This window comes from Burkholderia lata, assembly GCF_902499335.1.
In the GTDB taxonomy this organism is placed as follows: domain Bacteria; phylum Pseudomonadota; class Gammaproteobacteria; order Burkholderiales; family Burkholderiaceae; genus Burkholderia; species Burkholderia lata_B.
Genome location: NZ_CABVQK010000004.1, coordinates 301137 through 321106, shown reverse-complemented (window position 1 = coordinate 321106; position 19970 = coordinate 301137). Strand labels below are relative to the sequence as shown.

Below are 19970 nucleotides of genomic sequence, written 5' to 3'. Positions count from 1 at the left end.
GGAAATCACGTCAAATCGTGTGGAAATTGTGCTGAATTGTGCGAACGCCGCGCCCGAGCGGGGGCCGTGCGGCGTCATTGTTTCGATCTGTGAGAACGGCGGGCGAAGGCCCGTGCGCGTGTTGCGGCCTGCGGTGACGTGCGTTATCGCTGCACGGCGACGAGCGCCATCATCGGACGGTCGCGTTCCTCGTCGAGCGCGGGCAGCGCATCGACCCGCGCCTGCGTCGGCCCCCATTCGTCGAGGTGCGTGAGCGTGAAGCCGCTGCCGATCGGCAGGTTCACGAGCGTGCAGAGCGTGCGCGCTTACGCGTGCTGTCCGCCCGCGTCGATCCGGCGTTGCGTGTCGGCGTCGACGATGTCGCGGATCGCGCTGAACAGCGGCGTGGCGTCGGTATAGCGGCGGCCGTAGCCGAGATTGAACGCGTAGTCGAAATCGGGCGGATTGCTGCCCTGGTTGTGCTGCAGGATCGTTTCGAGCTTGTCGAGGGCCTTCGCCGCGCGCGCTTCCGGGGAGGCAGCTGCCTCGTATTCGTCCCACAGTGCGACGATCTCGTCGCGCTGCGCGGGATCGAGCGGCGCGGTCAGCGTCAGCAGGTCGTCGCGTTCGTGCGCGCTTTTGTCGGGATGTGCGGCCTGTTCGATCGCGGGGATGTCGCCGTGCAATGCCTCGCCGAGATCGTGGACGACGCACAGCTTCAGCAGCTTCAGCGTGTCGATACCGGGCAGTGCGTCCGCGAATACGAGCGCCATCAGGCACAGCCGCCAGCTGTGCTCCGCCGTGCTTTCCGCGCGCCCGGACGACGTGTGGCCGCTGCGCAGCACATCCTTCAGGCGTTCGGCGTCGCGCAGGAAAGCGAGCCGCGCGTGGATCGTATCGGGGTTCATGGCGGGTCGGCGTTGTTGCGATGAGCCGTCAAGCGTATTGCGGCCGGGCGCGGTTCGTCCACGCATGAAATATGCGTGGCGTGCGGGGAGCTGGCGCGCTTTGTCGCGCGGCTACTGCACGGAAAGTCCGGCCCAGCAGAACAGCGCAAAGAAGCCGGTCTGAACAAGAACGATCAGGCTGAACAGGTAGGGGCGACTGCGGCGCGCCACGCGCCTGCCGCCTGCGTTGGCCACACCCGAGCGAAGCGCGACCAGCACGGCGGCGCCCGTATAGAGCATGAACGCGACGATCACGAGTTCCCGTACGACAAGCGTCGACATGTGGTGTTTCCCCTGGCCGTGCTGCCATTCACGTTGGCATCTTTTGCGTGTCGTGCCGGATACGTCGAAGTACGTAGCATCGTTGGCTGCATGCGGTTCTTCGTTGCGATCGGGCGATTACGCATCCTGGAGCGTCTCCACGAGCCGCGCGGCCGACCCGTCGGACAGCGTCATCCGTGTCCACCGGCACCTGCTGCCGCGGATCGGCACGACGCGCGACGCATTCGTGCCGGTGTCGAATTCGACGCTCGGCGGCCCCGCATGGTCATGCCAGCCGAGCGTGTCGAGCGCGGTTTCCATGCGGACGATTTCTGGCGTCGCGTAGCGCCACAGCGACGTGCCGAGCAGCGTTGACAGCGGCTGCGAGAATTCCGCCGCGCGCGCGGGCGAAGACGCGAGCAGGCGGTGCGTGAGGTCGCACACGAGATGCATGCGACCCGCACTGCCCGCGACGAGCCGCGCGAGCGCGTGATCGCCGGCGGAATCGAGCCGCGCGGCCAGCAGCCGCTCGGCCGTCGCGCGCTCGTCGGGCGACATCTGCTGGAGGCCGGCTTCCCAGCGCGAGATCGTCGATTGCGCGACGCCGAACAGCTCGGCCGCATGGTTTTGCTTGACGCGATGCAGCGCGCGCCAGCGCTTGAGTTGCGGGCCGAGCGGCGGCGTATGAAGCGGTGAGGCGGTCATGGCGATGCTCCTGTTGCGCTCGTACCGCACGCCTTTACATGATCCGGATACCGCCGTTCGCCTTGATCGCAATTGCCGCGAACGGCAAGAGCACGACACCACCCAGCACGAGCACGCCGTCGGCGGCAACCGTGATCGGCGTGGCGAGAATCCGCAGACCCATGCCGACGACGGACGGCGATTGCCTGATGTAGACCGAGTACGGTTGGTTGAACGGCTGCGTGCTCGTCTTGTACTTGTCGGCGAACCCTTCCGTGGAATAGCGCTTGCCGCTGATGTCGCCTTCGAGCACGAGGCCGGCCTGCTCGGCGGTAAAGCCGTCGGCGGCGGCCGCCTGCCGATCGCCGTCCGACGCGTCCTTCGGCAGCACGATCCGGTAGTGGCCCGTGACGCTGCCGCCGCTCGCATGAAAGGCGGCGAACGTCGTGTGCAGCGATTTCCGGTAGCCGGACATCAGGACCGGCCGCAACTGCGCCGGCAGATCGAAGATGTAATGGTAGTCCGTGCCCAGGACGACGAGCTTCTTGCCGTCCTCGGTCATCATGAATCCGGACACTTGCTCGCTGTATCCGTCTTCCTTGTACAGCTTCGGCGTGAAACAACCCGACAGTGCGAGGCTGCTCGCGGCCATGCCGGCGGCCAGCAGGCGCCGGCGCGTGATCGATACGTTCATTGTTGTTGTCCCGTCTGTTGCGGTTCGGTTCAGAGGCTTTCGCCCTCGGAAGCCGGATTCTCGCGTATCCGCCGCGCGTTGTCGAACGGGAAATCTGCCGCGGCAGCGGCCGGCCAGCCCCGTCCGTGCCGTGCCGGCAACGTTTTCGTCGCGCTTTCAACCGTCTCCGCCATATCTTATTATTTGGCCGGTGCGGGGGCGTACCGGCCGCCAACGGTCATGTCGAGGCATGACGCGCCGGTACGAATTACCGCCTTTCGGCTTGCGCGTCGCACGACGCGCGGTCGAAACGACAGGAACCGCGTGACCAGCGCGTTTCCCGAAAAAAATGACGAGAGGGCGCGATGGTACGACTGGTCTTGCTGCTGCTGGGCATCGAATACTTGCGCACCCGCTGGCGCGGGCTGACGGTGCTGGGCTGGGTGTGGGTCGTGGCGGGCGTCGTGATCTTCGTTGACGCGCTCGACGGCGCGCTGCACTTTCCGATCCAGATCTTTGCGTGGCTGTTCCTGATCGAGGGGCTCGCGACGCTCGCGGTGGCCGGCAGCGGCGTCGGCGGGCAGCGCATCCTGCGCTACGTGAAGGGGATCGTGGTCGTGGTCGCCGCGGGGCTCGTGTTCGCGGGGCATCACCACGGCCATTTCCTGCTGTCGATGATCTTCGGCACGCTGTTCCTGGTCGACGGGCTGCTGCAGTGCACCGCCGCGTGGATGGTGCGCTATCGCCGCTGGAACGTCGCCTTTGCATGGGGCGTCGTCGAGATCCTGCTGGCGATCTTCTTCTACCAGCCGTACCCGACGCACTACGTGGGCACCGTGCCGTACTGCCTCGGCCTGCTGCTGATATTCGGCGGGATGCACATGCTGAGCCTCGCCGCGCGCGTGCGGCGGCTGACGCGTAATCCGGCGTTCGCGACGTCGCCGGCGCCGGCACTCGCGCCTGACCTCGACGATGCGCGCGACCTGCCGCATTTCGCCCAATCCGAATGGGACGGCCCGCCCGCCGACGGCGAGCATGCGCTCACCGTGCACGTGTGGACGCCGACCGGCACGTCGAAGGCCGAAGCGCAGCGCTATCCGGTGATCGACCGCTATATCGCGGCGGTGGATGTGAACGGCGTGATCTCGACCGGGCACGCGGCGCTGGAGTCGCCCGAAGGGATCTATATCAGCCTGTATCCGGGCGTCGAAATCGATCGTTCTCCGGACGAATTCACGCGCATCCTGCGCGCGACGCGCGAAAACGACGTACCGGGCCTGTTCCAGCCCGACTATGTGACCGAGTCGAAGGCATGGTGCCCGTCGACCGTGCGCGTGCGGATCCGCAATTACGATCCGGCGAAGCTCGACGCCTTCTGGTCGTCGTACCGGCAGAACGTGACGTACAACCTCACGTACCGCAACTGCTCGAGCACCGTGTCGAACGCACTCGAAGCCGCGCTCGATGGCGCGGTGTGGCGGCTGAAGGGGGCGCGTGCGGGGTGGGGCGCGTTCGTGCGGCTGCTGCTCACGCCCGAGCTGTGGGTCGCCGCGCAGATCCGCAAGCGCGCGGTGACGATGGCGTGGACGCCCGGGCTCACGCTCGACTACGCCCGTGCGCTCAGCATGCTTGCCGACCCGCGGCCGTTCGCATGGTGGAAGGTTGCGCGCTCGGCCGTGAAGGCGATCATGGCATCGCGCCGCACGTGGCGCGAGCAGGACAACGCTGCGCTGTCGCCCGGCGGATCGGAGGCTGCGTCGATGAAGTGATCGCGTGCCGCCGGGCGAGGGCCCGGCGTCACAGCGGCCGCCACCGCGCGGCCCGGCGATGTTGCCCGCCACCAGAACCCACAAACACACATACAACAATGAACAAGACGAGAGCGTTCCGCATCCTGATTCCCGCCGCGCTGGCACTGACGAGCGCCGGCTTCGCGCAAGCGAGCGCGGACGAAGTGCCGCGCATGAGCAACGACGTGTACCGGACGTCGGTGTCGTTCTGCTCGAACGTCGCGACCGCCGAGAAGATCGAGTGTCAGGGCGACATGATCGCCGCGGGCAGCCGGATCGTCGCGGCGATCGGTGGCCTGCCGCCGGCATCCGCCACGACGATCGACGAAGGCGCGCGCAACAAGCTGCCTGCGGCGGAGCGCAAGGGGCTCGCGCCCGTCGAGCCGGGCGCGATCGACAAGGACGACGACCTCGCCGGTCTCGCCGGCATGGTGCGCCTGTGCGACGTCTACGAATCCGAACCGGCGTCGCGTGCGCGGCATCACGCGGCGCTGAAGCAGCAGGCGCCGGACGCCGCGCCGCGCGTCGAGGCGTTGCTGGTCGATGCGTCGACGGCGGCGCGCCAGCGCGTCAGCATCGGCGTGTGGCAGATCCTCGCGCTCGAAGGCCCCGAATCGATCACACGCGCGTGCACGCAGCTCGGCGTCGGGTCGTGAGCGAAAGCGTGCCGCCGGACATCATTCGGCCACCTTCACATTCGTGCCACGTTGCGTCGGCAACAATCGCAGGCAGACATTCGACAACCTTGCGGCGCATCCCGCGACCGCAAGCCTTTTCCGAGGAAACGCCATGCTCAAGACGCTCGCCCGCGCCGCTGCCGCACTCGCCGTCGCTTCCGCTTCACTGCACGCCACCGCGCAGACCAGCTACGACTACCTGTTGCTCGCCGCGTCGTGGGAGCCCGGCTTCTGCGCGTCGCACGACACGCCCGAATGCACGAACCTCGCCGGCACGTATGCGGCGACGAGCCTGTCGCTGCATGGCCTGTGGCCGAACAAGTACGACGGCAACCAGCCGTTCTACTGCGGCGTGCCGCAGAACGACATCGACCTCGACAACGCACACCAGTGGTGCAGCATGGATGCGTACCCGATCAGCAGCGCAACCCGCAACACGCTGTCGACGTACATGCCGGGCGTCGCGTCGTGCCTCGACAAGCACGAGTGGTTCAAGCACGGCACCTGCTCGAACTCGGCGACACCCGATGCGTACTGGAACCAGGCGTCCGGCATGATCAGCCGGCTCGGCAATACGTCGTTCAACACGTTCTTGCAGGCGAACGCGGGCAAGACGGTCACGCGTAACCAGCTGCTGTCGGCGTTCGAAGGCGCATTCGGCAGCAATACGCGCAGCGCGGTGTCGCTGAAGTGCACGAAGACGAATGGCGTGAGCTACTTCACCGAAGCGTGGATCGCGGTGAAGACCAATGCGACCGCGCAGTTCCCGAGCGCCGCGTCGCTCGTGACGGACGGCAATACGCAGGGCACGTGCCCGACGTCGGGCGTGTATATCGCGAAGTAACGGGGAACGGCGGCGCGCACGACATCGTGCGCGCCGTCGCCCGTTACGACGAGACAGGCGACGCGCCGCAGCCCTGGCCGAACCAGCGCATCGCCGCGTGCGCGGCTTCGTCGACGTTCGACGCATCGTCACAGGCCCACGCGACGACCCCATCGGGCCGCACGAGCACGGCGCGCAGTCCCAGCCGGTCTTTCACATCGCTCGCGAGATACGCGATCCGGTCGCGCCAGCGGGCGGCGAGCGCCTGAAACGGCCTTCCTACATCGAAGTCCAGCAGCACGCCCTTGCCGTGCCTGACGTGTTCGCCGAGCCGCGTTCCGTCGACGAGTTCGAAGTCCGGAACGCTGCGCCCCACGAGCGGATGGCCGCCGAGATCGTACGCAACGGACACCCCCCACACGCGCTCGGCAAAATAGGTCGCGCCGTCGCACGTGTCGACGAGATCGCGGACGATCGCCTCGAGCGCGCGCGAACTCCGGGCCGGCCGCATCAGCGCGACCTGCGCGCGCGACCAGTCGAGCACGCGGGCGCCTACCGGATGCCGCTCTTCGTAATAGCTGTCGAGCAGGCCGGCCGGCGCGTCGCCGCGGATCGTGGCGGCCAGCTTCCAGCCGAGATTCATCGCGTCGCCGAGCCCGAGGTTGAGGCCTTGGCCGCCGAGCGGCGAGTGGATGTGCGCGGCGTCGCCCGCGAGCAGCACGCGGCCATTGCGATAGGTGGTCGCCTGGCACGCGCGGTCCGTCCACGTCGTGGCGAGCCGCAGCGCCGTCAGCGTGACGCCCGTGCCGGACACGCGGCGCAACACCGCCTGTGCATGGTCGAGCGTGACCGGCCCGCGCCGGTGGAACGCGCCGCCGTCGAACTCGACCATCGCGAGGGTCCCGGGCGGCGTGTACGTGTACATGCCGGTCGCGGTGTAGTGACGGCCCGGCGGCAGCGCGCCCGGATCGCCGAGCACGGCTTCGATCGAGTAGCCGGTGAATTCGGGATCGGTGCCGGCGAACGTGAAGCCGCCGGCCTTGCGGACCGTGCTGCGGCCGCCGTCACAGCCGACGAGCCAGCGTCCGCGCCACGTGTTGCCGCCTGCGTGCAGCGTCACCGCGTCGTTCTCGCCCGACTGGTCGAAGCCTTCCACACTGATGCCGCGCAGGATCTCGACGCCGCTCGCGCTCGCGCGGGCGGTCAATGCGGATTCGACGCGTTCGAGATCGGTCGGCATGTGGGTGCCGGCCGGGCCGGGCAGGCGGTACGGCCATCGGGACGTATCGATGCGGTCGTGGAAGAACGGGATGCCGGCGAAATGGCCGCCCGGACGGCGCGCCTGACGCATCCAGTGTGCGGTGTCGTACGCGCCGGACGGCATCGCGATGTCGTCGAGCAGGCCGCGACGGTAGAACGCTTCGAGGGTGGGCGCCGACAGGCCGCGCATGCCGAACGGCAGCCGCTTCAGCGGGGAGCACGGGTCACCGGCCTGCTCGACCACTAGTACCGACAGGCCGGCAAGGCGCAACTCGCAGGCGAGAAACAGGCCGACAGGGCCGGCGCCGGCAATCAGGACATCATGGGTGACGGGCTGGGTCATCGAGGGCTCGGTTTCCGGCCAGGGCGGGCCGGCGGCGGTGAGGAGGCCGCACCTGACGGGTGTCGTGCGGTGCGAAGGAGAATCTAATGGAACGTCGTTCCATTGCGGGATATTGGAACGTTGTTCCAGGTGTGTCAAGCTACCGTGCATGACAACCCGAAACCGAACCGAGCGACGCGCCGACGCGCTGTCGAAAGAGCGGATCGTCGACGCCGCGATCGAGATCCTCGACAACGAAGGCGAGGGCGCGCTGACGTTTCGCGCGCTTGCCGCGCACCTGGCGACCGGAAGCGGCGCGATCTACTGGCATGTCGCCGACAAGCACGACCTGCTCGCGGCGGCTGCGGATCGGGTGATCGCGTGCGCGATGGCGGATGAGTCGAGCGCGCCTGACGGCGATGCGGCGGAGGCGATCCGTCGCGTCGCGTTGCGTTTGTTCGACGCGTTCAGCGCGCATCCGTGGGTGGGCGCGCAGTTGTTCCGCGCGCCGTGGCAGGACGCGGTGCTGCGGATTCTCGAAAGCGTCGGCGGGCACCTGCAGGGGCTGGGCGTGCCTGAGCCCGCGCAGTTCAACGCGGCATCCGCGCTGATGCACTACATCTTCGGGCTGGCCGGCCAATACGCGGCGGGCGCCCGCCTGCATTCGCGCGATCCGGGGCAGCCGGAGGTCGTTGCGACCGTCGCCGACCGGTGGACGCAACTCGATCCGGAGGCGTATCCGTTCGTGCGCAAGGTGGCGGCGCAGCTGGCCGCGCACGACGAGCGCGAGCAGTTCGTGGCCGGCATCGACCTCATCCTTAAGGGGATCGTGACGGCCCGGTAGCGGTCATTCGGTGGGCCGATTCGGGCGAAGCTGTTAGCTCGTCACGCCCGCGCTTACGCGAGTAGCCGCAACGCGTCCGCGAGCGACAGCACCGTCGTGCGCGATTCGAAAGCGGTGGAGAACAGGTGCTCGTGGACCACCGGGTCCGGGTCGTAGCAGCAGTCCTTGACCGTGTACAGGCGGAAGTCCGCATCACTCGCGTGGGCGATCGACGACAGCATCACACCCGTCGACGCGATGCCGACCATGATCAGCGAATCGACGCCTTGCTCGACCAGCCGCGCCTGCAGATCGGTGCCGAAGAACACGCTGGCGCGGTGCGCGACGATCAGCGGCTCGTCGGCCTGCCGGCCGAGTTCCGGGCACGGGCCGTCGTCGATGAACAGGCCGAGCTGCTTGATGCCCTGGCCGTTCTTGTTGCGCGGGTTGACTTCCGGATAGCCGGGGCTGAACCGCAGGTTCGCGAACCAGACGCCGATGCTGCTTGCCCGCGCCGCATCGCAGAGCCGGCGCGTATTGGCGAGCAGTTCGGGCGCGACCGACGGAAAGAGGCCGAGGATGTCAGTCTGGTAATGCATGACGAGCAGCGCGGTGCTTGACGGCACGGTGGCAGGAATCGGCGCGGATGGGCTGTCGCCGGGAGTCGTGCGGGTTGCCGTTGCGATATCCGGTGTGTTTTGCCGAGTCATGAACGAGAGTCTCCATTTGCCCGCGGGGATTTTCAGCGTCCCAGATTTGTACCGGAAAATCGGGGCGGCTGCCGATGCGATTTTCGTAGGGGCGTTTGTCGCGTCGCGCGGCACCCCTCGCCACACCGGAGCCACGTTTCAGCGCGGCCGCAATATACTGGCGTGCGCTTTATCGACCAACGGTCGGCCGGGGCAGTGCGACGCCGATGTCGATCGGTCGGCCGCGACTGCTCGCCGCTACCGGCTTGCCGTTTTCGCGCGGAGCGCGCCCGAAGCGGTCATGCCCCGCGCGATGTCATTTCATGTCACGTTGCGCCAACACGAGCTACACGTCATGCCAGTTACCGGATTCAGTCACTACAATCTGCGGGCGGATCGGCCGACACTCGATTCGCTGCGCGATTTCTACGTCGACATCGTCGGCTTGCAGGAAGGGTTTCGTCCGCCGTTCAAGAGCTTCGGGTATTGGTTGTACGCGGGCACGCAGGCCGTGCTGCATCTGTCGGAAGCGCGGCCGGGCGAGTTGCGCCCGTCAAACGTTGCGAATACGTTCGATCATGTCGCGTTTTCCTGCGCGGACGTCGAGGAAATGGCGCGTCATTTGACCGAAGCCAACGTGGCGTACACGCGCGCGCATGTTCCGCTCACGGGCCATGTCCAGTTCTTCTTTCGCGATCCGGCAGGCAATGGCGTCGAGTTGAATTTCGCGCAAGTCGATTGAACGCGAGGGGCGTTTGCCGTCGAGCGGCGTATGTTTCGTTGGGTTCGTTGCGGGCCTGATGGTGCGAATCTCCGCTATTGCACCAGATCACAATGAATCTGCAGGCTTTCCGTTGCATTGCGGTGAATCTGAAACCCGTGCCGTCTCAGCGCGGCCTGGATCTGCGCGAGGGCCGAAGCGCATCGCCGCACGCGGCGGCGCTGCCAGAAAGGCGGCGTGAATACACCCAGCGGCAACATCCGTACGCGCCGACCGTTCGAGCTGAATGAAACGTCGATATGCGTTCCATCGACATCGTGTCCGTTGCTGCCGAAAATATCGGCCAGTTCGTCGCGGCGGGCGGGATAGAGCAGGCCGAACGCGCCGATTCCCAGTGCGCGAAACTGACGGCGGGCAAAACCGAGACCGGACGCTCGCGGCTCGTAGCCTCGCGTCAGGATCAGGGTGATTCCGGCGGGCAACTCGGTCTGGATCGTCTGCAGCTTGCCCATGACGCTCGCATCCACGTGGACATGTCGCGCGGGCCAGCGCGGCCGGATCTGCACGCCGGCGTGGACACCGGGCGTCAGCGTGAGCAGATTCGGATGCATCGTGAGGCTATCCATGAGGATGATGGGCCATACGGGAGGGCGACGCCGGGCAACTCCGCCATTGAGCATACCGGTGCGTGCTGATATCAGGTGGCCGTCGTTGCTTCGGAGCAATCGTGCGTGGCGCCGGCGCGTCAGAAAATCGACCGCCCCGAACAAGTAGTCAGCTATTCCGGCGTCAGCATGCTGGCACTCCGGCAATATAAACCGACTATGTCACCTGGGCGCCGACCAAGTGGGCGAGTGCCGCGCGGCCTTCGATGACCGGGTTCGGCCAGTTTCCGACACTCGTTGACATAGCCCCCGCCGACACTCCAGTGGCTGTTGTGTTGTGTGATTGCGGACAAAAATCGTCCGACCTGCGACACCTGACGGTGAATTTTGCTTTAGAACAGCCCTGCGCGCGACAGCCCTTATACAGCTTACGTTGTTCAACGGCCGTTCATTACGTGTTCACCTCTCCATACATATGACGCACTAAGCGCAGGTAGGCTTTACAATTGAAAAAAGACAACGCTGGCTTAGTCCGCTTCCAACAGAAAAAACCTGCACATGACAAACCGGGCGAACAATGACGAACGATCGATCAACACAATGTTCGATCTCGAAGATATTTTCCCTGATGCGACTCAGCTTTTTTCGTCGCACCTAGAACCGCTCCAGTCTATCAGCGATTCCGCTTTGATAGTGCTGGATACAAACGTACTGCTGATTCCCTATCTAACTGGAAAGTCCAGTTTGGAGTCGCTTGGACAGGTCTACCGAAAACTGGTCGGACGTAAGCAACTTGTGATACCCGCACGGGTGGCGCGTGAGTTCGTCCGAAACAGATCGGAAAAGATTAAGCAGTTGTTTCAGCAAGTATCTCGACGCAGCAATATAAATGTCTCTGATACGCAGTATCCTCTTTTAGAGAGTATCGGCGAGTACAAGTCGCTCATCGAAGCCGAACAGGAACTTCAACTCGCTATAAAAAAGTATAGATCCAAAATTTCGGATTTGAAGCAAGTAATCAAGAATTGGAATGTTGAGGATCCCGTTTCTGTCTTATATTCGAAATGTTTTGCACCAGAAATCATAGTCGACGCTCCTGATTCTCGCGATCAATTGGCAAATGAACTGAGGCAAAGATATGCGCGCCGTCAACCGCCCGGTTTCAAAGATGAGGGGAAGCCGGATGAGGGGATCGGGGATTTTGCAATATGGAAAACCATTCTACATCTGGGGAAAACACTGCGTAAGCATGTCGTTTTCGTTTCTGGTGAAGAAAAGACAGACTGGTGGTACCGCAGTGAAGACACGCATCTATACGTCAGAGCCGAGCTTTCGGAGGAATTTCGGCGCGAAACTGAAGGCATGTCTTTTCACATGATCAACCTTAACGATCTGCTCGAGATCTTCGGTGCCAACGAAGATGTTGTGTCGGAAGTTAAAGAAGCGGAGCGTTTGCAATCTGCAACTTCGACGTCGGCAACTCCGGAAATGCCTGCGCAGAAATTCAAAATGGGTTTTGCTATCGACGCAGAAAAGGCGGTGTATCATTGGCTAGTTGCTCGCGGTGAAGGGCCTGTGTCCGTAGTGCAAGAAGGCGGCGATTTTGAAGTGAATTCCAGCAATGGCAATATTCTTGTAGATGTAAAGGTGGGGCGCCCCGAAAATATTGGTCGACGATTGGCGGATCTTTATAGACGTGCCGCCAATATGCGTCATATGGGTAGATCATTTTCAACCTTTATGGTTGTGTTTGTATCCGATGGCGAATCAATGGCGCAAGCTGTCGCTGCGCAAACGAAGGAGTGGATGCCGCAGTTTGCTAATTGGGTTTCGGTAGTTTGCGGATTTTTGGATGCCGAAGGAAAATTCATGCCTTTGGAATGAAAGTTAGCAATTGATGTGACGTTTCTACCCAAGGCTGTCAAAAAGCACGCAAATATCGGGTAACGGCCACTTAGTCACCGAGCTGCGCTAGGACGCTGACAATCCCTCTGCCTCCGAAGCGGCCGTTGGCAAAACGTTGAAGGTGAGGTGGTTGAGTGGCCGCAACGGGTCGGCATCCACCAGCCGGCCGCCGACCCGTTGCGGTTCTTTGCCGCCTCTTTTCGTTGCTTAGGTCAGGTTTGGCGAATGCCGACGAAGCACAAGGGAACAACTTCCTTATTAAAACCCGACGGATACCAGCTCAAGGAGCCGCCAACATTGTAGCTGTCGCTGTCGAGTCGATTGAACTGCAGGCCGAGACCTGACGCAGTCGTCTCGCCCGACAGAAACATCACAAGCGGCACCTGGTCTTTGGTGACGAAAAAGCGCCCTTGCTTCAGCGTGTATTCACTCTGCCCAGTCAGATCCTTCGCCTTCAACTGGCCTGCGGCGGCGAATTCGGTCACCGGTATCTCCAGGGGGCCGGCATGCGCAAGCTGCTCGACCGACAATTTTGGGAGATCGGGCAGCGCCACAGCCGCTGCGCTCGCGCTGGGAACCTCGTAAGACAGAGTGCCCGTGTACTTGGCGCCGGACGCACCAAAAATCGTTATTTGATAGGTTCTAGAGATCATTCGTAATCTCCTTCAAAACAAGACTGTTTGAGGGGCCGCCGCCAAGACTCATCGCGAAAGGCGGTTAACACTGGGAAGAAGCGCTAACTCTCGCTGTCGCCAAATGGAAACTTATGGAACCGATGCGCTAACCCATGACGTGCCAGTCACCGAATCCGCATGAGAGACATCAACTAGCCCGTATTCGGTCCATAGGGCATGCCATTGCGACATCACGAATGGTAGTAAATTTGTCCCAGTTGAACGAAAACTTCTTGAGTGTTTCCTTATGGGGCACCTGTGCCGGCCGGATGAGTAAGCGTCGATCCGACATGAAAACCAAGGGCAGCGTCTGCAGACGAACCTGGGTTGGGGTCGATCGACAATCGACCTTGCGTGAGCGAACGGCGCTTGGACTTTGGGAGAAGTCGTTGGCACACGGGTCTGTCAAATGACGGCAATGGGTCGATTGCTGCCGATGGCCGAATTCCCCATTGAGTGCGTCGGCGCGCGCCGATATGAACCTGCCGCCGTTGCGACAGATGAGGCGCGCCTAACTCCACCCCCTCAAAAAATCGACCTTCCCGAATAAGTCGTCAACCACTCCAGCGCCAGCGTCCCCGCCAGCGAGTTCCCGTTCGCATCGAGCCCCGGCGCCCACACGCACACGGCCATCTCGCCCGGCAGCACCGCGACGATCCCGCCACCAACGCCGCTCTTCGCAGGCAGCCCGACGCGGTACACGAAATCCCCCGCCGCATCGTACGTGCCGCAGGTCAGCATCAGCGCCGACAGCCGTTTCGCGGAACTCGAATCGACAATCCGCTCTCCGGTCACCGGCGCGACGCCGCCATTCGCGAGGAACAGCGCGGCGCGTGCGAGTTCGACGCAGTTCATCGTGATCGCGCACTGGCGGCAATACGCATCGATCACCGTGTCGGGCGGCATCTGCATGTTGCCAAAGCTGGCCATGAAGTGCGCCATCGCGCGGTTGCGCTCCGCATGCAGCAGCTCCGACTGCGCGACGCGCGAATCGTAGTCGATGTCGTTCGTGCCGATCAGCCGCCGCACGAATTCGACGAGCGCCGTCTCGGCCTTCACGAAGCGGCGGCACAGCACGTCGGTGACGACCAGCGCGCCCGCGTTGATGAACGGATTGCGCGGCTTGCCGCGCTCGCTCTCGAGCTGGACCAGCGAGTTGAATGCGTTGCCGGACGGCTCGCGGCCGACCCGTTCCCACAGTTCGTCGCCCAGCAGCTGGAACGCGAGCGTGCACGCGAACAGCTTCGAGATGCTCTGGATCGAGAAGCGCTCGTACGCATCGCCGACCGTGAAAACGTTTCCGTCGAGCGTCACGACGGCCATCCCGAACTTGTCGGCAGGCACTTTCGCGAGTTCGGGAATGTAATCGGCAACCCGTCCCTGGCCAATCCAGGGGGCGAGTTCGGTGTGGATGCGTTCGAGGATCGTCTGATAATTCATCAAGTCAGGCGGGTAGGTGAGCGGCCCGGATTCCGGCGAGCCCGTATGGAACCGCCCCGGCGCCGATTCGTCAAGCGCAGCCGATATCGTGCCCTTATTTTCAAGACCTCTAAACAGGCAATCGGCGGGCGCAGTATCATGCGGTACGTTTCGGCCAATGGCCGGCGTCCGGCACCGGCCGGCGCCGCCATGGCCTCCCCGATGATCCGACCGCTGCCCATGTCTTTTCGTATCCTGCTCGTCGAAGACGACACCCGCCTGTCCACGCTGATCGCCGGCTACCTGCGCAAGAACGACTATGAAGTCGACACTGTGCTGCATGGTGACGCCGCGGTGCCGGCGATCCTGTCCATTCGTCCCGATCTCGTCATTCTCGACGTGAACCTGCCGGGCAAGGACGGCTTCGAAATCTGCCGCGAGGCGCGCAAGCAGTACGACGGCGTGATCATCATGGTGACGGCCCGCGACGAGCCGTTCGACGAACTGCTCGGCCTCGAGTTCGGCGCGGACGACTACGTGCACAAGCCGGTCGAGCCGCGCATCCTGCTCGCGCGGATCAAGGCCCAGCTACGCCGCGCGCCCGCGCGCGTGGCCGAGAGCACCGCGCCGCAGCCCGAGCGCTACGCGTTCGGCAAGTTCTCGATCGACCGCACCGACCGCTCCGTGGTGCTGCCCGACGGCAGCACACCCGACCTGACGTCGGCCGAATTCGACCTGCTGTGGGCGCTCGTGTGCCATGCGGGCGAAGTCGTCAGCCGCGACGACCTGATGCTGCAGTTGCGCGGCGTCGAATTCGACGGCCTCGACCGCACGATCGACGGGCGCATCTCGAAGCTGCGCCGCAAGCTGCGCGACGACGCGAGCAACCCGCAGCGGATCAAGACGATCCGCAGCAAGGGTTATCAATTCAGCAAGCACGCGTGGGAATGACGCGGCGTTCGAGCGACGCCGTTACGTTCCGCGCGGGCATTCCATCCGCCGGCCGGGAGCCGAGATGATCCGACGAACCCGTTCGCACCCCGATGCACCGCCGCTGCCGACGCTGCGCTACGTCAAGTGGCGCTGGCTGCATTTCCGCCGCGCGTGGACCGATACGCGCGCCGACCGCATTCCGAGCTGGTCGCGCCTTTACGTGCGCACCTACCTGCATCTGCTCGGCCTCGTGCTGCTGACCGCGCTCGTGCCGGCGCTCGCGCTGTGCGTCGAATTGTCGCCGCAGGTCGTGTGGCATGCGTTCGACTCGCTGCCCGGCGACATCTGGATCGTGCTCGTATTCGTGTTCGCCGCGCCCGCGCTCGCGGCATACCGGTGGATGCGGCCCGTGTGGTCGGATCTCGTGATGGTGCGCGAGCGCGCGATCGACTTCACGGGCGGGCGCTTCAACACGCGCGCCCGTGAATCGCACAGCGTGATCATCGGCCCGCTCGCGCGGACGCTGAATGCGCTCGCGATGCGCATGGAACGGCTGATCGCCGCGCAGCGCGATCTCACGAACGGCATCTCGCACGAGTTGCGCACGCCGCTCGCGCGCGTGCGTTTCGCGCTCGAAATGCTGCGCGAACCGGCTTCCGCGGCCGAATACCAGGGCGCGCTCGAGAGCATCGCGCAGGACGTGACCGAGCTCGAAGAGCTGATCGACATGAGCCTCACTTATGCGCGGCTCGAATACAGCTCGCTGCAGTCGAACCTCGAGATGACGGCCCCCGTCGCGTGGTTCGAACATCAGGTCAGCGATGCGCAGCTGCTGTATCCGGAGCGCGCGATCGAGTCGCACATCGCGATCGCGTCGGACCTGCGCGTGAAGATGGACCGGCGGCTCATGTCGTATGCGATGCGCAACCTGTTGCGCAACGCGAGCAAGTACGCGAAATCGCAGATCGTCGTCGGGATCTCGCTCGTGCACGGCAACATCGGGATCTTCGTCGAGGATGACGGCCCCGGCGTGCCGGAGAGCGAGCGCGAGCGGATCTTCGACGCATTCGTGCGCCTCGACCGCCGCACCGGCGGCTATGGCCTCGGCCTGTCGATCACGCGGCAGGTGCTCCACGCGCACAACGGCCGGATCGCGGTCGTCGATCCCGTCCAGCTCGGCGGCGCGCGCTTCGAGATCAGCTGGCCGGTCTAGCGATACGCCGCACGGGCCGCGAGCCTCGATCGCAACAACAGCACGACAACACGACAACACGACAACACGACAACACGACAGCACACAGCCGCGCGCGCCGGATTCGAGCGCGTCGCCGGCCTTTCCCGCCGTACCTTTCCCGCATCGATAACCTCCCCGAACCGCAATCGCATGACGATTCGTTTGCCGCGCGTGCGCGCTTTGCATTACGATTGCAATTGCAACTATATGGCGGGCCGATCCCTGAAAGCGGAGGCGGGCGGCCCGCGACGCAGCAGTGAAGCCGGGGCCGCCACGATGGCCGCCCCCTTGTTCATGCATTCCTGTCCGGGTCACACATCATGCGGCTTTTGAACATCGTGTCTTCTCCCCGTGGCGCCAGGTCGGCTTCGGTCGCGGTCGCCAATGCGTTTGTCGATGCGTACCGGGAGACGGGCGCAACGGTCGACGTCGATACGCTGAATGTCTGGGAGGAAGACTTGCCGGACTTTGGCAGCGACGCGATCGGCGCGAAGTACAAGGGCGTTGCAAACGCGCCGATGGACGAGGCCGAGCAGTCGATCTGGCGGCGCATCCAGTCGCTCGTGAAGCGCTTTCAGGAAGCGGACCGGATCGTCGTGGGCGTGCCGATGTGGAATTTCGGCTATCCGTACAAGCTCAAGCAACTGATCGATCTCGTCAGCCAGCGGAACATGCTGTTTACGTTCGACGGCCACGCCTACGCGCCGCTGCTGGAGATTCCGCGCGCGCTGGTCATCCATGTTCGCGGACAGAGCCGGGAAACCGGCGCGGGCGCCGACAATCCCGGGTTCCGGCACCAGGCCGACTACATCGAATTCTGGCTGAGGTTCATTGGCGTGAGCGAGGTCAGAAGCCTGACCGTCGAACACACGTGGAGTGCGCGGGCAAGCGACAGCATCGAGCGGGCGCGCGCCCGGGCGGTCGCGATGGCCGCGGAGTTCTGATCCGGGGAGGCGGCGCGACGGAGTCGCGGATGCCGCCGAAGCGGCATCCGCGCACGCTCAATATGTGCGGCCGAGCTGCAGGTAGAAGTTGCGGCGGCCGCCGGGCGCGAGCGCCACGCCGATGTACACGGGCCCGAACGCGGTCGACAGGCTCGTGAAGAACGTGTAGCTCTGCTTGAGCGCGCCGCCGCCGATCTGCTGGCCGCTCGACCAGACGTTGCCGACTTCCGCGCTTGCGCCCACCGACAGCGCCTTGATCGGCGATGCATTGAACGACATCAACTGGTTCATGTAGGTCACCTGCGCATACGCGAGCTCGTTGCCGTTCAACTGGTCGGCCGCATACGCGGACAGATGCTGGAAGCCGCCAAGCGTGAAATTGAACGCGTTGATCAGGTTGGTGCCGCCGATGCTCTTGCCGCCTTCGATCGTCGCGCTGATGCTGTGCCGGCCGAACTGCTGCGCGACCATCGCCTTGCCGTAGATCTCGGTGTAGGGCGCGGTGTTGATGCTGTCGTCGAAGTCCGACGCCGAGCCCCCGTTGCGCGATACCAGCGAGCGTTCGACACGCAGCTCGGTGAAATAGCCTTTGCGCGGGAACAGCGGATCGTCGAGCTGGTCGATGACGAGCCGTGCGCGCGCGGTCAGCGCCTGCGACGTGAAGCTGGGCCACAGCAGCTGCTGGCCGCTGCCGTCGTCGAACGGCAGGTTGTAGGTCGGCGAGCCGTGCCCGGTCACATAACCGATACCGATCCGGAAATCGCCGAGCCGCCCGATCGGCAGGCCGAGATCGAGCCCGGCGCGCGCGGTCTGCATCAGGTACTGCGTGATCTTCACGTTGCCGCTGTCGTCGTACAGGTTCGCGTAGCGGCGCTGGTATTCCGCGTAGGGCGACAGATAGACGCCGTAGGCCATCGACAGCGGCTGGCGGAACTCGATGCGCGCGGATTGCAGGTCGCTGCCGATCGTCGTGTCCGCGCGGAATTCGAGCCCCGATTCGGTGAGCCATGGCCGCCGGTAGCCGACGTGCAGGCGGAAGCCGCCTTCGTCGGTCGAGCTGCTCGACATGCCGAGCCCGAACAGCAGGAAATTCGGCCCCCAGTATTTCTCGCGCGCATCGATCTCGAGCACGTTTTCGTCGCCGTGGCTCACGATCTGCTGCGTGACGCTCTCGAAGTTGCCGCCCGTCGTGAGCCCGAGCAGGTCCTGGCTGACGGTGTCCGGATCGTAGATGTCGCCGGGTTTCACGTGCAGCGCGTTGCTGACGACCCGCTTCGGCACGCCGCCGGTGGTCTTGATGTCGATGCGCGTGATCCGGATCGGCGGCGGCAGCGGCTGCGCGTGCGCGGACCGGTAGGCCGCGTACTGTTCCGGCGTGAGCGCGAAGCGCTTCAGCTTTGGCAGCGCCGCGGTCGCGGCGGCAGCGCCTGCGGCGATCGCCTGCTTCGCGTTCTGGAAATCGGTGAACGCGAGCGCGCCGAGATTCGGGGTGAGCAGCACGTCCTGCGCGTCGAGCTGCTTGCGCTGCGCGGTCACGTTCTGGCGGATCAGGATGCCGACCATCTGCTGCATCACGTCGGCGGGCGACGCGAGCGCGTCGAGCGGGCGCAGTTGCGAGCCGATGTCGACCGCGATCACGACGTTCGCGCCCATCTGCCGCGCGGTGTCGACGGGCAGGTTGCTGACGAGCCCGCCGTCCACGAGCGCGCGCCCGTTGATCTCGGCCGGCGCGAACAGGCCCGGCATCGCCATGCTCGCGCGGATCGCGAGCGGCAGCGAGCCGTGGTCGAGCACCACCATCTGGCCCGTCTGCAGGTCGGTCGCGACCGCGCGGTACGGGATCGGCAGGCGGTCGAACGGCTGGTTGGTCGGCACGGCGGCCGTCCAGTTCGCGAGCAGCGCCTGCAGCCGGTTGCCCTGCACGAGGCCGACCGGCGCCTTCACGCCGTTCTTGCCGAAGCCGAGCGTCAGCCCGTTGATGTACAGGCGTTCATCTTCCCGGCTGGTTTGCGGCAGGTCCGCGCGCTCCGTCACGTCGAATGCGATGTCCGCGAGGTTGACCTCCGACAGCCGCTTCTGCATCTCGCCGGCGGCCATGCCGCTCGCGTACAGGCCGCCGACCACGGCGCCCATGCTGGTGCCGGCGATGCAGTCGATCGGGATGCGGTTGTCCTCCAGCACCTTCAGGACCCCGAGGTGCGCGTAGCCGCGCGCGCCGCCGCCGGACAGCACGAGGCCGATCGACGGGCGGCCGGCCGGGCCGCCGTCGGCGTCGCAGGTGTGTGCGGATGCGGCGGGCGCGGCAGCCGGCGCGCTGGCGGCAGTTGCCTGGGCGGCGGCGGATTCGGCGGCCGGCAGCGGTTGCGCGGCGACCGTGCAGCACCAGAAGGCGACGAGCGTCGTGCAAAGCGGGCGCACCCGCGCCCAGCGGAAGGAAACGGTCGCTGTCATGGAGGAAATACCTGGCGTGATCGGGCGTCTGAGGCCTGCCGGGAGCAGGCAAGACCGAGAGATTACCGTGTTTTACAGGCGCAATGCGAGCGGCTGTTGCGTAGCCGGATGTGTCCGGACCGGCACTTTTGACAATTGTTTCGCGAAAAAATCATG

The 19970-nt window shown here is 64.7% G+C and carries 20 protein-coding genes; 9 read left to right on the top strand and 11 right to left on the bottom strand.

Features of this window, described 5'->3' with window-relative positions; translation table 11 throughout:
• Positions 1–143: 143 nt before the first annotated feature.
• The 5 genes from BCO18175_RS12065 to BCO18175_RS12045 all read right to left on the bottom strand — a co-directional run bounded on the left by BCO18175_RS12065 (position 144) and on the right by BCO18175_RS12045 (position 2565).
• Positions 144–284 (bottom strand): hypothetical protein, encoded by a 141-nt coding sequence (locus BCO18175_RS12065; protein ID WP_174980914.1) that lies wholly within the window; start codon positions 282–284, stop codon positions 144–146.
• A gap of 21 nt (positions 285–305) precedes the next feature.
• Positions 306–887 (bottom strand): HD domain-containing protein, encoded by a 582-nt coding sequence (locus BCO18175_RS12060; protein ID WP_174980912.1) that lies wholly within the window; start codon positions 885–887, stop codon positions 306–308.
• A gap of 111 nt (positions 888–998) precedes the next feature.
• Positions 999–1208, bottom strand: coding sequence for a hypothetical protein (locus BCO18175_RS12055; protein WP_174917570.1), 210 nt, complete (start codon positions 1206–1208; stop codon positions 999–1001).
• Between the two features lie 117 nt (positions 1209–1325).
• Entirely contained in the window at positions 1326–1892 is a 567-nt protein-coding gene (locus BCO18175_RS12050; RefSeq protein WP_174980910.1) for a helix-turn-helix domain-containing protein, read from the bottom strand.
• A gap of 34 nt (positions 1893–1926) precedes the next feature.
• Positions 1927–2565, bottom strand: a complete 639-nt coding sequence (locus BCO18175_RS12045) for a hypothetical protein (RefSeq protein ID WP_174980908.1) — start codon at positions 2563–2565, stop codon at positions 1927–1929.
• 344 nt (positions 2566–2909) lie between these two features.
• On the opposite strand from BCO18175_RS12045, the gene BCO18175_RS12040 reads away from it, so the two are divergent.
• The 3 genes from BCO18175_RS12040 (at position 2910) to BCO18175_RS12030 (ending at position 5855) form a co-directional block, all read left to right on the top strand.
• Positions 2910–4313, top strand: a complete 1404-nt coding sequence (locus BCO18175_RS12040) for an HdeD family acid-resistance protein (protein WP_174980906.1) — start codon at positions 2910–2912, stop codon at positions 4311–4313.
• Positions 4314–4411: 98 nt separating this feature from the next.
• Positions 4412–4990, top strand: coding sequence for a hypothetical protein (locus tag BCO18175_RS12035; RefSeq protein ID WP_174980904.1), 579 nt, complete (start codon positions 4412–4414; stop codon positions 4988–4990).
• 133 nt (positions 4991–5123) lie between these two features.
• A complete protein-coding gene (locus BCO18175_RS12030; protein WP_174917575.1) occupies positions 5124–5855 on the top strand; it encodes a ribonuclease T2 in 732 nt (243 codons plus the stop codon).
• A gap of 43 nt (positions 5856–5898) precedes the next feature.
• On the opposite strand, the gene BCO18175_RS12025 is transcribed toward BCO18175_RS12030, so the two are convergent.
• On the bottom strand, positions 5899–7437 hold the full coding sequence (locus BCO18175_RS12025) for an FAD-dependent monooxygenase (RefSeq protein ID WP_174980902.1): 1539 nt from the start codon (positions 7435–7437) through the stop codon (positions 5899–5901).
• On the opposite strand from BCO18175_RS12025, the gene BCO18175_RS12020 reads away from it, so the two are divergent.
• Positions 7421–8260, top strand: coding sequence for a TetR/AcrR family transcriptional regulator (locus BCO18175_RS12020; RefSeq protein WP_254608048.1), 840 nt, complete (start codon positions 7421–7423; stop codon positions 8258–8260). The genes BCO18175_RS12025 and BCO18175_RS12020 overlap by 17 nt on opposite strands.
• Positions 8261–8313: 53 nt before the next feature.
• On the opposite strand, the gene BCO18175_RS12015 is transcribed toward BCO18175_RS12020, so the two are convergent.
• Positions 8314–8949, bottom strand: coding sequence for an isochorismatase family cysteine hydrolase (locus BCO18175_RS12015; RefSeq protein ID WP_174980900.1), 636 nt, complete (start codon positions 8947–8949; stop codon positions 8314–8316).
• Positions 8950–9283: 334 nt separating this feature from the next.
• Here BCO18175_RS12015 and BCO18175_RS12010 point away from each other — a divergent pair, with 334 nt between their 5' ends.
• Positions 9284–9670 carry a VOC family protein gene (locus tag BCO18175_RS12010; protein ID WP_174981424.1) on the top strand — a complete coding sequence of 129 codons (387 nt, stop codon included), beginning with the start codon at positions 9284–9286 and terminating at the stop codon, positions 9668–9670.
• 74 nt (positions 9671–9744) lie between these two features.
• Here the strand turns inward: BCO18175_RS12010 and BCO18175_RS12005 are convergent, their stop codons facing one another.
• Complete coding sequence (locus BCO18175_RS12005) at positions 9745–10260, bottom strand: hypothetical protein (RefSeq protein WP_254608047.1); 516 nt, start codon at positions 10258–10260, stop codon at positions 9745–9747.
• A 594-nt stretch (positions 10261–10854) separates the two neighbouring features.
• Between BCO18175_RS12005 and BCO18175_RS12000 the strand changes: the two genes are divergently transcribed.
• Positions 10855–12138 carry a PIN domain-containing protein gene (locus BCO18175_RS12000; protein WP_174980897.1) on the top strand — a complete coding sequence of 428 codons (1284 nt, stop codon included), beginning with the start codon at positions 10855–10857 and terminating at the stop codon, positions 12136–12138.
• Between the two features lie 233 nt (positions 12139–12371).
• Here the strand turns inward: BCO18175_RS12000 and BCO18175_RS11995 are convergent, their stop codons facing one another.
• A complete protein-coding gene (locus BCO18175_RS11995) occupies positions 12372–12812 on the bottom strand; it encodes a hypothetical protein (RefSeq protein ID WP_174980895.1) in 441 nt (146 codons plus the stop codon).
• A 546-nt stretch (positions 12813–13358) separates the two neighbouring features.
• Positions 13359–14273, bottom strand: coding sequence for a glutaminase (locus tag BCO18175_RS11990; protein ID WP_174971876.1), 915 nt, complete (start codon positions 14271–14273; stop codon positions 13359–13361).
• Between the two features lie 219 nt (positions 14274–14492).
• Here BCO18175_RS11990 and BCO18175_RS11985 point away from each other — a divergent pair, with 219 nt between their 5' ends.
• The 3 genes from BCO18175_RS11985 to BCO18175_RS11975 all read left to right on the top strand — a co-directional run bounded on the left by BCO18175_RS11985 (position 14493) and on the right by BCO18175_RS11975 (position 17363).
• Positions 14493–15203 (top strand): response regulator, encoded by a 711-nt coding sequence (locus BCO18175_RS11985; protein ID WP_069260487.1) that lies wholly within the window; start codon positions 14493–14495, stop codon positions 15201–15203.
• Positions 15204–15267: 64 nt separating this feature from the next.
• Positions 15268–16398 (top strand): ATP-binding protein, encoded by a 1131-nt coding sequence (locus BCO18175_RS11980; RefSeq protein ID WP_174980893.1) that lies wholly within the window; start codon positions 15268–15270, stop codon positions 16396–16398.
• A 341-nt stretch (positions 16399–16739) separates the two neighbouring features.
• Positions 16740–17363: an FMN-dependent NADH-azoreductase gene (locus tag BCO18175_RS11975; protein WP_174980891.1), complete on the top strand. Its 624-nt coding sequence runs from the start codon at positions 16740–16742 to the stop codon at positions 17361–17363.
• Between the two features lie 57 nt (positions 17364–17420).
• On the opposite strand, the gene BCO18175_RS11970 is transcribed toward BCO18175_RS11975, so the two are convergent.
• The gene (locus BCO18175_RS11970) at positions 17421–19814 is read right to left on the bottom strand and encodes a patatin-like phospholipase family protein (RefSeq protein ID WP_174980889.1); all 2394 of its coding nucleotides are present in this window, start codon (positions 19812–19814) and stop codon (positions 17421–17423) included.
• Positions 19815–19970: the final 156 nt, after the last annotated feature.

Coding starts and splice junctions, on each gene's coding strand:
- BCO18175_RS11970 (WP_174980889.1), bottom strand. CDS start 19,814: ATGACAGCGACCGTTTCCTTCCGCTGGGCGCGGGTGCGCCCGCTTTGC.
- BCO18175_RS12000 (WP_174980897.1), top strand. CDS start 10,855: ATGTTCGATCTCGAAGATATTTTCCCTGATGCGACTCAGCTTTTTTCG.
- BCO18175_RS12050 (WP_174980910.1), bottom strand. CDS start 1,892: ATGACCGCCTCACCGCTTCATACGCCGCCGCTCGGCCCGCAACTCAAG.
- BCO18175_RS11990 (WP_174971876.1), bottom strand. CDS start 14,273: ATGAATTATCAGACGATCCTCGAACGCATCCACACCGAACTCGCCCCC.
- BCO18175_RS12035 (WP_174980904.1), top strand. CDS start 4,412: ATGAACAAGACGAGAGCGTTCCGCATCCTGATTCCCGCCGCGCTGGCA.
- BCO18175_RS12025 (WP_174980902.1), bottom strand. CDS start 7,437: ATGACCCAGCCCGTCACCCATGATGTCCTGATTGCCGGCGCCGGCCCT.
- BCO18175_RS11975 (WP_174980891.1), top strand. CDS start 16,740: ATGCGGCTTTTGAACATCGTGTCTTCTCCCCGTGGCGCCAGGTCGGCT.
- BCO18175_RS12030 (WP_174917575.1), top strand. CDS start 5,124: ATGCTCAAGACGCTCGCCCGCGCCGCTGCCGCACTCGCCGTCGCTTCC.
- BCO18175_RS12015 (WP_174980900.1), bottom strand. CDS start 8,949: ATGACTCGGCAAAACACACCGGATATCGCAACGGCAACCCGCACGACT.
- BCO18175_RS12060 (WP_174980912.1), bottom strand. CDS start 887: ATGAACCCCGATACGATCCACGCGCGGCTCGCTTTCCTGCGCGACGCC.
- BCO18175_RS11985 (WP_069260487.1), top strand. CDS start 14,493: ATGTCTTTTCGTATCCTGCTCGTCGAAGACGACACCCGCCTGTCCACG.
- BCO18175_RS11995 (WP_174980895.1), bottom strand. CDS start 12,812: ATGATCTCTAGAACCTATCAAATAACGATTTTTGGTGCGTCCGGCGCC.
- BCO18175_RS12045 (WP_174980908.1), bottom strand. CDS start 2,565: ATGAACGTATCGATCACGCGCCGGCGCCTGCTGGCCGCCGGCATGGCC.
- BCO18175_RS11980 (WP_174980893.1), top strand. CDS start 15,268: ATGATCCGACGAACCCGTTCGCACCCCGATGCACCGCCGCTGCCGACG.
- BCO18175_RS12005 (WP_254608047.1), bottom strand. CDS start 10,260: ATGCATCCGAATCTGCTCACGCTGACGCCCGGTGTCCACGCCGGCGTG.
- BCO18175_RS12055 (WP_174917570.1), bottom strand. CDS start 1,208: ATGTCGACGCTTGTCGTACGGGAACTCGTGATCGTCGCGTTCATGCTC.
- BCO18175_RS12040 (WP_174980906.1), top strand. CDS start 2,910: ATGGTACGACTGGTCTTGCTGCTGCTGGGCATCGAATACTTGCGCACC.
- BCO18175_RS12010 (WP_174981424.1), top strand. CDS start 9,284: ATGCCAGTTACCGGATTCAGTCACTACAATCTGCGGGCGGATCGGCCG.